This is a genomic window from Streptomyces sp. NPDC000075, from assembly GCF_040301925.1.
In the GTDB taxonomy this organism is placed as follows: domain Bacteria; phylum Actinomycetota; class Actinomycetes; order Streptomycetales; family Streptomycetaceae; genus Streptomyces; species Streptomyces polychromogenes.
Window position 1 is genome coordinate 139,363 of record NZ_JBEPFL010000011.1, and the last position, 13,284, is coordinate 152,646.

Annotated in this window: 14 protein-coding genes; 6 read left to right on the plus strand and 8 right to left on the minus strand. The window is 74.4% G+C overall.

Going from position 1 to position 13,284, the window contains the following annotated elements; genetic code table 11:
• Positions 1–92: 92 nt before the first annotated feature.
• Positions 93–1,040, minus strand: coding sequence for a helix-turn-helix transcriptional regulator (locus ABT403_RS15700; RefSeq protein ID WP_344152756.1), 948 nt, complete (start codon positions 1,038–1,040; stop codon positions 93–95).
• 391 nt (positions 1,041–1,431) lie between these two features.
• Here ABT403_RS15700 and ABT403_RS15705 point away from each other — a divergent pair, with 391 nt between their 5' ends.
• Complete coding sequence (locus ABT403_RS15705) at positions 1,432–2,004, plus strand: hypothetical protein (protein WP_344152759.1); 573 nt, start codon at positions 1,432–1,434, stop codon at positions 2,002–2,004.
• 152 nt (positions 2,005–2,156) lie between these two features.
• Here the strand turns inward: ABT403_RS15705 and ABT403_RS15710 are convergent, their stop codons facing one another.
• Positions 2,157–2,573: a hypothetical protein gene (locus ABT403_RS15710; protein WP_344152762.1), complete on the minus strand. Its 417-nt coding sequence runs from the start codon at positions 2,571–2,573 to the stop codon at positions 2,157–2,159.
• Between the two features lie 100 nt (positions 2,574–2,673).
• Here ABT403_RS15710 and ABT403_RS15715 point away from each other — a divergent pair, with 100 nt between their 5' ends.
• Entirely contained in the window at positions 2,674–3,105 is a 432-nt protein-coding gene (locus ABT403_RS15715) for an ATP-binding protein (protein WP_344152765.1), read from the plus strand.
• Here ABT403_RS15715 and ABT403_RS15720 read toward each other — a convergent pair.
• The 3 genes from ABT403_RS15720 to ABT403_RS15730 all read right to left on the minus strand — a co-directional run bounded on the left by ABT403_RS15720 (position 3,063) and on the right by ABT403_RS15730 (position 6,841).
• Entirely contained in the window at positions 3,063–4,268 is a 1,206-nt protein-coding gene (locus tag ABT403_RS15720; RefSeq protein WP_344152768.1) for a cytochrome P450, read from the minus strand. The two genes, ABT403_RS15715 and ABT403_RS15720, sit on opposite strands and share 43 nt — an antisense overlap.
• A 312-nt stretch (positions 4,269–4,580) precedes the next feature.
• On the minus strand, positions 4,581–5,114 hold the full coding sequence (locus ABT403_RS15725) for an EF-hand domain-containing protein (RefSeq protein WP_344152771.1): 534 nt from the start codon (positions 5,112–5,114) through the stop codon (positions 4,581–4,583).
• A gap of 182 nt (positions 5,115–5,296) precedes the next feature.
• Complete coding sequence (locus ABT403_RS15730; RefSeq protein ID WP_344152774.1) at positions 5,297–6,841, minus strand: MFS transporter; 1,545 nt, start codon at positions 6,839–6,841, stop codon at positions 5,297–5,299.
• 105 nt (positions 6,842–6,946) lie between these two features.
• Here ABT403_RS15730 and ABT403_RS15735 point away from each other — a divergent pair, with 105 nt between their 5' ends.
• Positions 6,947–7,669 carry a TetR/AcrR family transcriptional regulator gene (locus tag ABT403_RS15735; RefSeq protein WP_344152777.1) on the plus strand — a complete coding sequence of 241 codons (723 nt, stop codon included), beginning with the start codon at positions 6,947–6,949 and terminating at the stop codon, positions 7,667–7,669.
• Positions 7,662–7,997 (plus strand): DUF6204 family protein, encoded by a 336-nt coding sequence (locus ABT403_RS15740; protein ID WP_344152780.1) that lies wholly within the window; start codon positions 7,662–7,664, stop codon positions 7,995–7,997. The genes ABT403_RS15735 and ABT403_RS15740 overlap by 8 nt, the downstream gene beginning before the upstream one ends.
• 7 nt (positions 7,998–8,004) lie before the next feature.
• Here ABT403_RS15740 and ABT403_RS15745 read toward each other — a convergent pair whose 3' ends face one another.
• Entirely contained in the window at positions 8,005–8,643 is a 639-nt protein-coding gene (locus ABT403_RS15745) for a response regulator transcription factor (RefSeq protein WP_344152783.1), read from the minus strand.
• 8 nt (positions 8,644–8,651) lie between these two features.
• Positions 8,652–9,737, minus strand: coding sequence for a sensor histidine kinase (locus tag ABT403_RS15750; RefSeq protein WP_344152786.1), 1,086 nt, complete (start codon positions 9,735–9,737; stop codon positions 8,652–8,654).
• A gap of 215 nt (positions 9,738–9,952) precedes the next feature.
• Between ABT403_RS15750 and ABT403_RS15755 the strand changes: the two genes are divergently transcribed.
• On the plus strand, positions 9,953–11,236 hold the full coding sequence (locus ABT403_RS15755; RefSeq protein ID WP_344152789.1) for a tannase/feruloyl esterase family alpha/beta hydrolase: 1,284 nt from the start codon (positions 9,953–9,955) through the stop codon (positions 11,234–11,236).
• A gap of 42 nt (positions 11,237–11,278) precedes the next feature.
• On the opposite strand, the gene ABT403_RS15760 is transcribed toward ABT403_RS15755, so the two are convergent.
• Positions 11,279–12,340, minus strand: a complete 1,062-nt coding sequence (locus tag ABT403_RS15760; protein WP_344152791.1) for a GlxA family transcriptional regulator — start codon at positions 12,338–12,340, stop codon at positions 11,279–11,281.
• 119 nt (positions 12,341–12,459) lie between these two features.
• On the opposite strand from ABT403_RS15760, the gene ABT403_RS15765 reads away from it, so the two are divergent.
• On the plus strand, positions 12,460–13,284 hold the full coding sequence (locus ABT403_RS15765; RefSeq protein ID WP_344152794.1) for a dienelactone hydrolase family protein: 825 nt from the start codon (positions 12,460–12,462) through the stop codon (positions 13,282–13,284).

Here is a 13,284-nt window from a genome sequence, read left to right on the forward strand (position 1 = left end):
CCGGTGTCGCGACACGGAGCCCGGACCGTTTCGGTACTCCTCGCGTTCCAGTTACCCGCCCGAGGACCGGCCCCCTGGGCGGCGGATCCGGTTCAGCTGCGGGCGTGGAGCAGGGAGGAGGGGCTGACGCCGTAGGCGGTGCGGTGTTCGACGGCGAACCGGCCGGGGTTTCCGAAGCCCCATTTGCCCGCGATCCCGATGACCGAGCCGGTGCCCGGGTCGGTGGCCTTGAGCTCCTCGTGGGCGCGGGCGAGGCGGACCCGGCGGAGGTGTGCGAGGGGGGTGGTACCGGCGTGGCGCCTGAAGGCGTACTGCACGGCCCGGGGGGTGAGCGGGATGGAGGCGGCGATCTCGGCGAGGCCGATGTCCCGGTCGGCGTTGGCCTCGATGAAGTCCATCGCGCGCCGGAGCGTGTCGCTCGTGGCGTCCCGGCGGGTGCTCCGGGCCCCGTCGGTGTCGAGGTCGGTGTGGGGGAACGCGGAGAGGGCGGCCGCGGCCAGGACGCGGACCGCGCCGGCGACGACCAGCGGGTGGCCGGCCGCCGGTCCGGCCATGACGTCGTCGCGCAGGTAGGCGACCGTCCGCTCCAGGAGCCGGTCCCCGGCGGCGTCGACCGCCCGCTGCCCGGTCAGGCGTACGGGGCTCGCGCCGGGGCCGCCGCCGGCGACGCGGGTGAGGAGGCCGGGGTCGAACATGGTGATCGTGTAGGCGGCGGCGCGGACCTCGCCGGTGTAGGGCCGGTCGGGCTGCGAGATCAGGAACGTCCGGCCGGGGCCGTGGATCTCCTCCCCGCCGCCGGTGGTGTCGGCGACGGTGCCCCGGTGGATCGTCAGCAGGCAGATCCGCTCCAGGCAGCCCGCGTCGTAGGACATCGTGTAGTCGAAGGCGAGTTCGTCGACGATCAGGCCGCCGGCCGCGCGCCGCTCGACCCGTGTCCCGGTCCGCTCCGGACGGCCGCCGATGTGCATCGGGGTGTAGGCGTCGGAGAGGAAGGACTCCGTCTCGCTCAGGCTCTCGCTGGCGAACGACAACCGATCCACGACTCCCACCCTCCGCTCCACGACGCCCGTTCCTACGGGCCGGTCCACTGCGGACCACCCCACGACGCTAGCCGTCCGCCGGCGAATCCGCCCGGCCACACGCCAGGTTCGCCGACCGGGACGCAGGCCGGGACGCGGGCCGGGACGCGGGCCGGGATGTCGGCACGACCGCGCCCGCCGACGCGTGCCCGGGGGTCCGTGACCGGGCCGGACCGGCGGCGGCCCGGCCCCCGCCGCGCCCCGGCGGACGGTGGGACGGTGACGTGGGTCATGCCGCACGCCGGTCGCTCCCGGCTACGCTGGCCGTCCACGAGCGGAGCGGTGCGGCTTCGCGCCGCAGCTCGCGGGCCCGGAACGGGCCAGGGCGAGCACGCCCCCCCGAGGAAGCGCCGTGTCCGCCGATCTCACACCCGTCATAGCCGCCGGCACGCGCTGGCTGCTGACCGCCTTCCCGCCCTCCGCGGGTGCGTTCAGCCGGGCCCTGGCCGAGGCCCAGGCCCGGCAGGCCGTCACCCTCGCCGCGGCCCTGCGGTACCCCACGCCGATCGACGCGGAACTCCTGCACCTCCTCGGCCCGGGCGGAAGCGCGCGGCTCGACTGGGTGACGGGCGCCGATCACCCCGCCGACTCCGATCACTCCGATCACTCCGATCACTGCGCCGACTCCGCCGACTCCGGCGACGAGGCCGGCTGGCGGTCCTGGGTGGACGAGGCCGTCGTCAGCTGGGCCGCCTGCCTCCTCGCGGACCCCGCCCTCGCCGCCGACGCCCACCGCCTCGCCGGCCGGGGCCGGACCGGCGAGGTCACCCGTCTCACCCGCCCCGGCGAGCACGAACACGAGGCCGCGCCGCTGCTGCGCCACCCCGACCTGCTCGAACCGGTCGCCTCCCTCCACCGGGCGCCGCTGCTGGAGCTGCTGGAGTTGCCGGAGCCGCTCGACAGCGAGAGCGCCGCTCTCGGGTAGGTGCCCGTGACCTTCCGGCCGGGGAATCGTTCCTCCTGTTGTCGCACGGCATACACACCGCTCCCCCGCGGTACCGCGACGCCGGGCCCGGGAAGCCGCCCCCCGACTTCCCGGGCCCCCGCCCGCCCCCGTAGGCCGGCGGCGGGGTGGCGTCAGGAGTCGGTGATGAGGACGAGCGTCCTGTGGAGGCGGCGGATCGCCTCTTCGGCCTCGGTGTACTGCTGGGGGGTCGGCCGGACGGCGCCGAAGGTGGGGCCCTGGTCCTCGGGCAGGGCGCGCCAGTGCAGCACGGGTGTGAGGGCGGTGACCGCCGCGCCGAGGAACCAGGCCAGGCGTCCGTGGACGCTGGCCAGGGCGATGGCCAGGACGGCCAGGGCCTGGCGCAGGTGTTCCAGCCGGTCGATCGCGGTCAGGGATTCCTGGGTGTGCGGGGTGCCGACGGCGGCGTGGAGGTCGGCGGCGGCCTTCGCGGCGATGGCGCGGTCGGCGGAGGCCGGGACCCAGGTGTGGTCGCGGATCTGCTGGTCGGCTTCCTCGGCCAGATGCTCGATGAGCGTCCCCATGTCCATCCCGTCACCCTAGGACCCGTCGGCGTCGACTGCCGACCGCCGGGCGGGGTAGGAGCCGGAAAGTGAAGAGGCTCGGGATGATGGCTTTCGGAGAGCGGAGATGGGTTTTCCCGTACGGCGTCGTTGGGTCTGCGGTGTCGAGGGTGCCGCCGCGCGGGCGCGTGCCGAGATCGGCCGCTTCATCGCGGACGGCGAGGCGTGCGGCCTCGCGGTGCCCGCGTCGGCACGAGAGGTGGCGCTGCTGGTGGCCTCGGAGATGGTGGCCAATGCCGCCCGCCACACCGGTGGCCCGTGCGTCCTGGAGGTGGCCTGGGGGGTGCGGGGCGGCCTCGACATCGACGTCACCGACACCAGCCCGGACCCGCCCCGCCCCCGCCCGCCTGATCTGGCGGGCGGGGGCGGGTTCGGCTGGCCGCTGGTCAACGTCCTCGCCACCGACGTTCACGTGCGGCCGTCATCCGGGGGCGGCAAGACGGTCCACGCCCACGTTCAGGCCTCGTCCCAGGTGACCGGCAGCCGGTGTACGCCGTAGATGTTCATGTCGGTCCGCAGCGGCACCTCGTCCGCCGGCACGGCCAGGCGCAGGGTCGGGAACCGGCGGAGCAGGGCCGGCAGGGCCACCGTCAGCTCCACGCGGGCCAGCTGCTGACCCAGGCACTGGTGGATTCCGTGCCCGAAGCCGAGGTGCCCGGTGGCCTTGCGCCGCAGGTCGAGGACGTCCGGGTCGTGGAAGCGCGCCGGGTCCCGGTCGGCGGCTTCCAGCGACAGGGTGACGGTCTCCCCGGCCCTGATCACCTGACCGTCCAGTTCGACGTCCTCCAGCGCGGACCTCGCGCTCGTGTGGGCGACGGTCAGGTAGCGCAGCAACTCCTCGACCGCCTGGGGTGCGAGGTCCGGGTCCGTGCGCAGGGCCTCGGCCTGCTCCGGGTGGACGAGCAGGGCGAAGGTGCCGTGGGCGATCATGTTGGCGGTGGTGTCGAGTCCGGCGGCGAGCAGGAAGCCGCCGAGGCCGACCAGTTCCTCGTCGGTGAGGTCGCCGTCGCGGGCCAGGTCTCCGAGCAGGTGGTCGGAGGGCCGGGCGCGCTGGGCGGCGACCAGTCCGGCCATGTACTCCTGCAACCCCGCCACCGCCGCGTACCGCTCCTCGGGGGTGGCGTCCATGGTCATCACGGTGTCCGCGTGGCGCTGGAAGCGCGCGCGGTCGTCGTAGGGCACACCGAGCAGCTCGCAGATCGCCAAGGCGGGGACGGGACGGGCGAAGGCCTCGACGAGGTCGGTGCCGGGCCCCTGCCGTTCCAGCGAGTCGAGGTGCTCGGCGGTTATCCGCTCGACGCGTTCGGTGAGCCGGCGCATCCGGCGCACCGTGAACCGGCCCATGAGCAGCCGCCGGTAGCGGGTGTGTTCGGGCGCGTCCATCCCGGTCATGTCACCGACCGGGGCGGGCGGTATCGGGCCTTCGGCGCCGGGGAAGGGGTTGTGCATCAGCTCGTACCGCGAGCTGAAGCGCGGGTCTCCCATGATGGAACGGACCGTGGCGTGGCCCGTGGCCAGCCATCCGAGATGACCGTCGGGGTACGTCATCCGCACCAGCGGCGTCCGCTCGCGCAGCTCGCCCAGCCCGGCGGGCGGGTCGAACGGGCAGCCGGGCCGCCCGGTGGGCAGCGTGACGGGTAAGGGGGTCGGGTGAGCAGGCATGACGGTTCCGTCCTCTTGGCTGAAGCGTGGTCCGCTGGGATAAGGAGAAGGCATCGCAAAGGTGCCGAGATGGCGCCGAGATGGCGCCATCTCGACGCTTCTGTTCAGACGAGCCCGTCCCGGGCGCGGCTGACGGTGTCGTCGCGCGCCGGCCCTGGGCCGTGCGGCGGCGCGTCCACCGCGATCGGCGTGCGCGTCAGGTTCATTACGCCATGATGGCGCCATTGTGGCGCCAAGGCAAGACCGTGTGGCATCGCGTGGCGCCGATGAGGGGCACGTGGCACCACCGGAGGCCGGCCGCGGTGTCAGGCCTCAGGGGCGGGGGAGGGTTCGGTAGGCGGCCGCCATGGGGGAGGAGCCGGCGGTGACGTAGTCGTGGATGGCGGCGAGGTAGTCGTCGCGGTCGACGAGGCCGTCGCCGTCGGTGTCGAGGTCGTCGAAGGCCTGGCCGGCGTCGTCCCCGGCGTTGCCGGAGGCCATGCGCAGCCGGGTGAACTGCTCGCGGGTGAGCCGGCCGTCAAGGTCGTGGTCGGCGACGTCGAAGAGCGAGCCGAGGGCCGGCCGGCAGGACCGCTCGAACGCGTCGTGTCCGGCCCAGGTGCGGTATTCCTCGAAGGTGATCCGGCCGTCGTGGTCGGCGTCCATGTCCGCGAAGACCTCCTCGTGCGCGGCGCGTGCCGTGCGCACCACCGGGTCGTCGGCGCCCCGGCCCATGGCGGCCGCCGCCCGGTCGACCCGCGCGAGGTACTCCGAGTGGGTGATGGCGCCGTCGCCGTCCCTGTCGAGCATGGCGAAGATCCGCCGCTTGGCCGCGTCGGTCATGGTGGTGGTGGCTTGCTGGGGCACTGGCCTGTTCCTGTCTGCCGTCTACGGGTCCGCTCCGGCGTGCGCGTCCGCCGTGCGGAACACGGCGTGCGCGGGCGCCTGCGGGATGACACCGCAGAGATCATCACGTTCGTGGGCCGGAGGCCCCCGGCCCCGCCCACCGCTCACCCGAAATGCTTGCGCGGCCGCTGAGCGCGCGCCGGTCACCCGTACGTGTCCGCAGGCCGCCGAACCGGTCGTTCGTCGGCGGGTGACGACGGGGTGGCGTCTCGTCGCGGGCGCAGGAGCAGCGCGACGAGGAGCGCCGCGCCGGCCAGGGCGGCGCTGCCGCAGCGCAGCGCCAGGTGCAGGGCGTCGATGAAGGCGGCGTCGACGGCGTCGCGGACGGGGGCGGGAAGGGCGGCGACGCCGTCCGGGGCGGTGCCTGGGAGGTGGCGGCCGAGTTCGGACGGGGCGCCGAGCCGGTGGAGCGAGTCGGCCAGGGCGCTGGTGAGCCGGCCGCTGAGGACGGCTCCGAGGACGGCGACACCGATGACCCCGCCGATCTCGCGCAGGGTGTTGAGGGTCGCGGAGGCCATCCCGGCCCGCGCCGGGTCGACGCGCCGCATGACCGTGATGGACACAGGGGTGAACGTCATCCCCATGCCGAGGCCCATGACGAGCAGCACCCAGACGTACTGCGCGTAGTGGGCGCGGGCCCCGTAGAGCGAGAGGGCGCCGAGCCCCGTGGCGCACAGGGCCAGGCCGGTGACCAGCGGGAGGCGCGGGCCGTGGCGTGAGGTGAGCGCGCCCGACAGCGGCGCGGCGACGACGATCATCGCGGTCATCGGCAGGCCCGCCACGCCCGCGTCCGACGGGGACCAGCCCATCACGTCCTGCATGAGCAGGGGCAGGAAGAACGCGGCTCCGAACATCCCGAAGCTGATCATGAACCCGCTCACCGCGGCACCCGTGAGCACCCGGTCCCGGAAGAAGCCCAGGTCGAGCATGGGGTCGGCGGTGCGGGCCTCGACCACGACGAACGCGGGCAGGGCCAGCGCCGCCACGGCGGCGAGGGCGAGCACCCGGGTGTCGGTCCACCCCCGGGCGGGCCCCTCGATGAGCGCGTACACCAGAGCGCTGGATCCCAGCGCGGAGAGTGCCTGGCCCGGCAGGTCCAGCCGCCGGGAGCGGGCCGCGAACTCGGGGAGGACCCGGGCCGCGAGCAGCAGCCCCGCCACCCCGACGGGGACGTTGATCCAGAAGACGGCGGCCCAGCCGAAGGCGTCCACGACGGGCCCGCCCACGACCGGGCCGACGGCGAGGCCCAGTGCGGAGACACCGGACCACAGGCCGACCGCCCTGGCCCGCTCGTTCTCGTCCGTGAAGACGTGGCGCAGGATGGCCAGGCTGCCCGGTGTGAGCAGTGCCGCTCCGAGGCCCTGGAACATCCGGGCGGCGATCAGCGTGCCGGTCGAGCCGGACAGCGCGGCGGCCGCCGAGCCCGCGGTGAAGGCGGCCAGGCCGGTGAGGAAGATCCGCCTGCGGCCGTACCGGTCGCCGAGGGTGCCGCCGGTGAGCAGCAGGGCCGCGTAGACCAGGCTGTAGCCCTCCACCACCCACTGGAGTCCGCTGACGCCGGAATGCAGCTGCTGCCCGATGCGGGGCAGCGCGTTGTTGACGATGACGTTGTCGAGCATCGCCATGAACATCGTGGCGCACAGTGTGGCGAGCACGAGCCCCTTGTGCCGGCCGGGCGGCTTCATCATCACACTCCCTAACAGTGTTAGTCGTTGATCGGTGCGGCTAGACTGCCTCTAACGGTGTTAGTTGGCAAGCGGGATTCCCGGCGGGACCCGAGAAGGAGGTGGCCGATGGCCGCGGAGAGCAAGGGCGATGACGGCCCGCAGCAACCGGGACTCACCCGGCGGGCGCTCGTCCAGGCCGCCCTGCGCGTGCTGGAGAGCGAGGGCGTGGGCGGCCTGTCCATGCGCAAGCTCGCAGCCGAACTGGGGGTGAAGGCGTCCTCGCTGTACTGGCACGTGCGCAACAAGGAGGAGCTCCTCGACCTGCTCACCGACGAGCTCATGGCCGACGCGCAGGCGCCGCCCCGGGAGGGCGACTGGAGGCAGCAGCTGCGCGAGTACTGCATGCGCTACCGCCGGCACCTGCTCGGCAAGCGCGACGCCGCCAAGGTCGTCGCGGGCCGGCTCGCCCCCGGCCCGCACCTGCTGCGCCTGATGGAGGACCAGCTCGGCCGCCTGCGGGAGGCCGGGTTCTCCGACGCGGACGCCGCCATGATCAACTACCTGCTCGGCGCGTTCGTCCAGGGCTTCGTACTTCAGGAGCAGGGGCCCCTCTCGGCCTCCGAGGCCATGGGCGCCGGCCGCCGGGAGGTCGCCACGGCGGCGGGGGAGCAACTGCGGCGGCTGCCGCAGGACACCTTCCCCAACCTGGTCGCCCTCGCCGGCGACCTCACCGGCCCGTCCATGGAGGCCCGCTTCTCGTTCGCCCTCGAACGCCTCCTCGACGGACTGTCCACCCTGCTGGAGCAGGACGGCTCCGACGCACGGAACGAAGGGACGTCCCATGAGTGAGCGCACCTACCGGGTCATCGTCCGCGGCGTGTTCGCCGGCCTCGACGACACCCAGCGCACCCGGCTCCTCGCCACCGCCGACGAACACGACATCCTCAGGGCCGCGTTCACCGACGACGGCACCCTCGTCTACGACCGGGAACTGCGCGCCTTCTCCTTCCGCTGCGTGGTCCGGCAGGCCGCCGACCTGGGGGACGAGGCCGCGGGCGACACGGCCTGCCACCGGGCGGCCGCCGCCCTCGCCGCACGCGGCATCGGCCACGGCGCCCTGCGCACCAAGGTCACCAGCGTGGACGACATGAAGATCCGCCGCCCCCGCCGGCCCTAGCACATCGCTAGACCAGCCCGTTGTCCCGTGCGTAGAGCGCGGCCTGGGTCCGGTCGCGCAGGCCCAGCCGGCTCAGCACACGGGAGATGTGGTTCTTGACGGTGCCCTCGCTCAGGTACAGCCGGGCGGCGATCTCCCTGTTCGTGGCGCCCGCGGAGATGAGCCGCAGCACCTCCGTCTCCCGTGGCGTCAGCAGGTCGGGAGCGGGAGCGGGGGTGCCGGCGGCCAGCGCGGCCAGGACCGTCTGATCGAACTGGGCGACCCCCGCGTGCGCCAGGCGGACCGCCTGGGCGAGTTCCGCCGCGGGCAGGTTCTTCAGCAGGTAGCCCACCGCCCCGGCCCGCAGGGCCCGGCCGACGTACTCGTCGTCGTTGAAGGTCGTCAGCATCACGATCCGGCAGCCGGGCAGTTGACGGCGCAGCAGCGCCGTGGCGGCCACCCCGTCCATGCCGGGCATCCGGACGTCCATCAGCACCACGTCCGGGTGGGACCGCCCGGCCACGTCCACGGCCTCGCCGCCGTCGCGCGCGCTGCCCACCACCTCGATGCCCGGCTGGATGCCGAGCAGCGCGGCGATGCCCTCACGGACGAGGTCCTGGTCGTCGACCACGAGGACGCGTACGTCCTTCGCCCCCTCCCGAGCCACGGGCCCGTTCACCACGGCACCCCCACCGTGAGCGCGGTGCCCCGGTCCGAACTGGACAGCTCCAGCGTCCCGTCGGCCAGGCGGACGCGCTCCCGCAGCCCGGCCAGGCCGAAGCCCTCCTCGGCCCCGCCCAGACCGCCGCCGTTGTCCGTGACGCACAGGCTCGCGCCGTGGTCGCCGTAGCGGACCCGCACGCCGATCTCCGTCGCGCCCGAATGCCGGCAGGCGTTGGTCAGGCCCTCCTGCGCCGCCCGGTACAGCACCAGCAGCGGCCGCCGCTCGACGCCCGACACGTCCAGGGAGATCCGCCCGGCGCCGCCGTCCAGATGGTGGACGAGGTCGGCCAGCGTCCGGGCGAGGCCCACCGGCTCCGACTCCGCCTCGGGCCCCAGGGTGCGCACGGAGGCCCGCACCTCCTCCAGGGCCCGGTTCGCGGACCAGCGGGCATGGGACACGGCCTGCGCGGAGGCGGCCGGATCCAGCGCCGCGAACGCCTCGGCCTTCTCCAACTGGATCCCGATCGCGGTCAGATGGTGACCGAGACTGTCGTGGATCTCACGGGCCAGCCGGTTGCGCTCCCGGGCCGCCGACAGCTGAGCCACCTGCGCGAGGGTGTCCTCCAGCCGCCCGCGCGCCCGCCGCTCCCGTACCGCGACGGCCGCCGTGGCCAGCGCCAGTACGACGCCCAGCGCGAACATCAGCAGGTCGGAGATGTACTCGGCGCGCACCGCCCAGCCCGGCACCCACAGCGTGAACGCGCCCGCCAGCAGGGCCACACAGCCCGCGCCGAGCCACACCGCGGCGGCCGGCCCGAACGCGAAGAACCCCAGGAACGGCACCAGCACGAACAGCACCCGCGAGAGCCCCGAGACGTCGAGCGCGGCCACCGCGCAGAGCAGCACCGCCCTGAGGACGAACACGGCGCCCTCGGGGATCCGCCACACCCTCCCGTCGAGGACCGCCAGCACGCACAGCAGCGCCGCGAACCCGCCGGTGCGGGCACCGAACCCCGGCCCGATCGCGGCATAGTAAAGGCCCCCGGCGAGCACCGCGCCGTACAGGACGGCGGGTATCCAGGGCACAGGGCGCGGCATCGGACGACCTCCTCGCGAATCCCGTGCGTACGCACGGGTCCCCGCAGCCTACGCAGTCCCACGCCCCCGTCCGCACCACGCGTCCGGCGGAGTGCGCGATGTGGCCGAAGGTCATGTGCCCCCCGGCCCCGCCCACCCCTGCCGCTGCGCACTTACCCCGCACGACCTGCGGTTCCTAGATTTCTCGGCATCACCACCGCACGAGATGAGGACTCATGCAGCTGCGTTCCCTCGCCATCGCACCCCTGCTGATGGCAACCGTCCTGACCGCCCCGGCGGCCGCCCGGACCGGCCCCGCCGACCTCCTGGTCCCCGGCGCCGAACACACCGTCTCCGCCCGCCTCACCGATCTGACCACCACGGGCACCCTGCTCACCGGGCACACGGAACAGAACGACTGGGCGGGCCTGGAGGCTCCCGGCACGAAGACCCCGTCCGGCGTCCCCGGCGTCCAGATCGACGGCTACTTCCCCGACACCTCCACCACCAACACCAACCACCACTGGAACCACGACAGTCAGTTCGTCATACGGCTGCCCGACCACTGGAACGGCGGACTCGTCGTCGCCGGACCGCCGGGACTGCGCAGGCAGTACGCCAACGACCGGATCATCAGCGACCAGGTCCTCGCCAAGGGATACGCCTACGCCGCCACCGACAAGGGGAACACCGGCCCCGAGATCTACAAGGACGGGGACCGCCCCGGGGACGCCATCCTGGAATGGCACCGCAGGGTCACCGAACTCACCGTCGCCGCCCGGAAGGTGGCCGACCGTCACTACGGCCGCAGCCCGCGCTTCACCTACGCCGCCGGCCTCTCCGCGGGCGGCTACCTCGTCCGCTGGCAGCTCGAACACCGGCCCGACCTCTACACCGGCGGCCTCGACTGGAACGCCCTCACCTTCACCCCCGACGGCGGCCTCCTCGCCACCCTCCCGCCCGCCCTGCGCAACTACCCCCGCTACGAGAAGGGCGACCGGAGCGCCCAGGCCGCCATGTTCGCCGCCGGCTACCCCAAGGGCTCCGAACCCCAGTGGGGCTGGCACTACGACAAGCAGTGGAACCTCCTCCAGCGCGTGATCCGCGAGGAGCTCGACCCCGACTACGACGGCCCCGCAACCCCCCAGCCGGGCACCCCGCCCTGCCCCGCGGGCACCGGAGCCGGCTGCGACACCGACTACGACTTCGCCTCCCGCCCCCGGGCCGTGCACGAGGCGGTGGAGCGGATCTCCCTCACCGGCAACATCCGCCGCCCCCTCATCAGCATCCAGGGCAGCCTCGACGCCCTCACCCCGCCCGCCGCCTTCGGCGACGCCTACCACCGCATGGTCACCTCCGCCGGACGCGGGGGCCTGCACCGCTACGTCACGGTCGAGGGCGGCGCCCACACCGACGGCCTCGTCCCCCTCGACCCGGACCACCTGCGCCCGATGCTCGGCTCCTTCACCCAGGCCCTGAGCGACCTCGAGCGCTGGACCCGCCCCACCACCGCCTCCTGACGACGAAGACCCCCGCCCCGGAAGCCCCGGGGCGGCCGCCGTTCACGACGCGGACGAAAGGGGCGCCGGGCCGCCGCCCCCGGCCTCCCGGCTCCCGGCCGCAGGGCGGAACGCGGCACGGTAGGCGCTCGGGCGCCGGCCGGTGTGGCGGGCGAAGAGCGCGGCGAAGGTGCCGGGGTCCCGGTATCCGACGGCCGCCGCGACCGCGGCGACGGTGCGGTCGGTGGACTCCAGCAGATGGCGGGCCCGGCGGACCCGGGCCGCCTGGAGATGGGCCAGCGGGCTGTGTCCGGTCTCCTCGGCGAAGCGGCGCAGCAGCGTGCGGGTGCTGACCTGGAAGGCGTCCGCGAGGGCGGCGAGGTCGTACCGCTCGGCGAGGCTCTGGTCGAGCCGCCGCATGACCCGCTGGGAGAACTCCCGGCCGGGCTGCGGCAGGAGCCGGGGATCGACGTACGGGGTCTGGGAGTCCCGCGCCTGGTCGAGGAGCGCGACACGGGCGGTGGCCCGGGCCACGCCGGCGCCGTGGTGCCGGCGGATCAGGTCCAGCGCGAAGTCGTACATGGCGCTGAAGGCGGCCGTGGTCGTCACGCCCCTGTCGGTGACGACCAGGTGCCCGGGCCGCACGTCCGCGCCGGGACAACGCCCGGCCAGTTCCCCGGCGTGCAGCCAGGAGGTGGTCGCCCGGCGCCGGTCGAGGAGGCCCGCCTCGGCGAGCAGGAACGCGCCGACGCACAGGGAGACGACGGCGGCACCGGCGGCGGCCTGCGCCCGGATCGCCGCGGTCTCCGGGGCGAGCCGGCCGAGCAGGACGTCGAGATCCGCGCCCACGGGCAGCTCGAAGCCGGGGACCACGAGGACGTCGACCTCGCGCAGCGGCCGTACGTCCAGCACCGCGCCGCCCGAGGCCGTGACCCGGCGGCGGGGCGAGAGGACCGACACCCGGCAGCCGGGGGCGTCCGGCCCGGCCACGTGCCCGGCCATCGTCAACAGGTCCGGCACGCCGAACACTTCGGACGCGAAACAGCCCGGGTACGCCAGGACCCCGACCCGCAGTTCCCCCGCCCCGTCGCCGCCCGCCACCGCCGGCCCGGCTTCCGCCCCCACCCGTACCCCCCGCTGCCCCGCGCCCCGTCCCGTCCCTCCCCAGGGTATGGCGAGATCGCCCTCGGTCCCGGCGATCCCGCCCCTCACCCCGGCACCCGGTTCCGCGTCAGGCTGGCCCCATGAGCGAAGACGATCCCCTCACCGACTTCATCCGCCGGACCGTGGCCGTGGAGGGGGTGGAGAAGACGGTGTACGTGGCCGGGGCCGGCCCGGCGGTCGTGGTGCTGCCCGAGATGCCGGGCATCAGCCCCGACGTCCTGCGGCTCGCGCGGTGGGTGCGGGACGCGGGCTTCACCGTCCACGTGCCCTCCCTCTTCGGGACGGACGGCGCCTTCCCCACGGTCGAGGGCGGCCGGGAGGTCGTCCGCCGTGCCTGCGTCAGCGCCGAGTTCCGCGCCTTCGCCGGGGGCGGCACCAGCCCGGTGACGCTCTGGCTGCGCGGCCTGGCACGCCGGGCCCACGCGGAGTGCGGCGGGCCGGGGGTGGGGGCGATCGGCCTGTGCTTCACGGGCAACTTCGCCCTCACCATGGCCCTGGAACCCGCCGTGATCGCCCCGGTGGTCAACCACCCGTCGCTGCCGCTCGACGACCCCGGCGGAATCGAACTCGACCCGGCGGACGCCCGGGCGGTGCGCGACCGCCTCGACCGCGACGGACTCACCGTCCTCGCCTACCGCTTCGAGGGCGACCGCTGGTGCACCGGGCAGCGCTTCGCCGCCTACCGGGCCCTGCTGGGCGAAGCCTTCGACGGCCGCGTCCTGCCGGACGCCGCCGCCAACCCGGCGCCGCCGCCCTTCTTCGCCGACGTGGTCGCCGCCCCCCACAGCGTCGTCACCGCCCACCTCGTCGACGAGGCGGGCCACCCCACGCTCCGGGCACGCGACGAGATCCTCGCCTTCCTCACCGGCCGCCTGCACCCGCACCCGCCCCGCCCCCTCCTGTGA

Excerpts from the sequence above, each read along its gene's own strand:
- ABT403_RS15710 (WP_344152762.1), bottom strand. The coding sequence starts at position 2,573 with ATGGACATGGGGACGCTCATCGAGCATCTGGCCGAGGAAGCCGACCAG.
- ABT403_RS15715 (WP_344152765.1), top strand. The coding sequence starts at position 2,674 with ATGGGTTTTCCCGTACGGCGTCGTTGGGTCTGCGGTGTCGAGGGTGCC.
- ABT403_RS15720 (WP_344152768.1), bottom strand. The coding sequence starts at position 4,268 with ATGCCTGCTCACCCGACCCCCTTACCCGTCACGCTGCCCACCGGGCGG.
- ABT403_RS15730 (WP_344152774.1), bottom strand. The coding sequence starts at position 6,841 with ATGATGAAGCCGCCCGGCCGGCACAAGGGGCTCGTGCTCGCCACACTG.
- ABT403_RS15735 (WP_344152777.1), top strand. The coding sequence starts at position 6,947 with ATGGCCGCGGAGAGCAAGGGCGATGACGGCCCGCAGCAACCGGGACTC.
- ABT403_RS15740 (WP_344152780.1), top strand. The coding sequence starts at position 7,662 with ATGAGTGAGCGCACCTACCGGGTCATCGTCCGCGGCGTGTTCGCCGGC.
- ABT403_RS15750 (WP_344152786.1), bottom strand. The coding sequence starts at position 9,737 with ATGCCGCGCCCTGTGCCCTGGATACCCGCCGTCCTGTACGGCGCGGTG.
- ABT403_RS15755 (WP_344152789.1), top strand. The coding sequence starts at position 9,953 with ATGCAGCTGCGTTCCCTCGCCATCGCACCCCTGCTGATGGCAACCGTC.
- ABT403_RS15765 (WP_344152794.1), top strand. The coding sequence starts at position 12,460 with ATGAGCGAAGACGATCCCCTCACCGACTTCATCCGCCGGACCGTGGCC.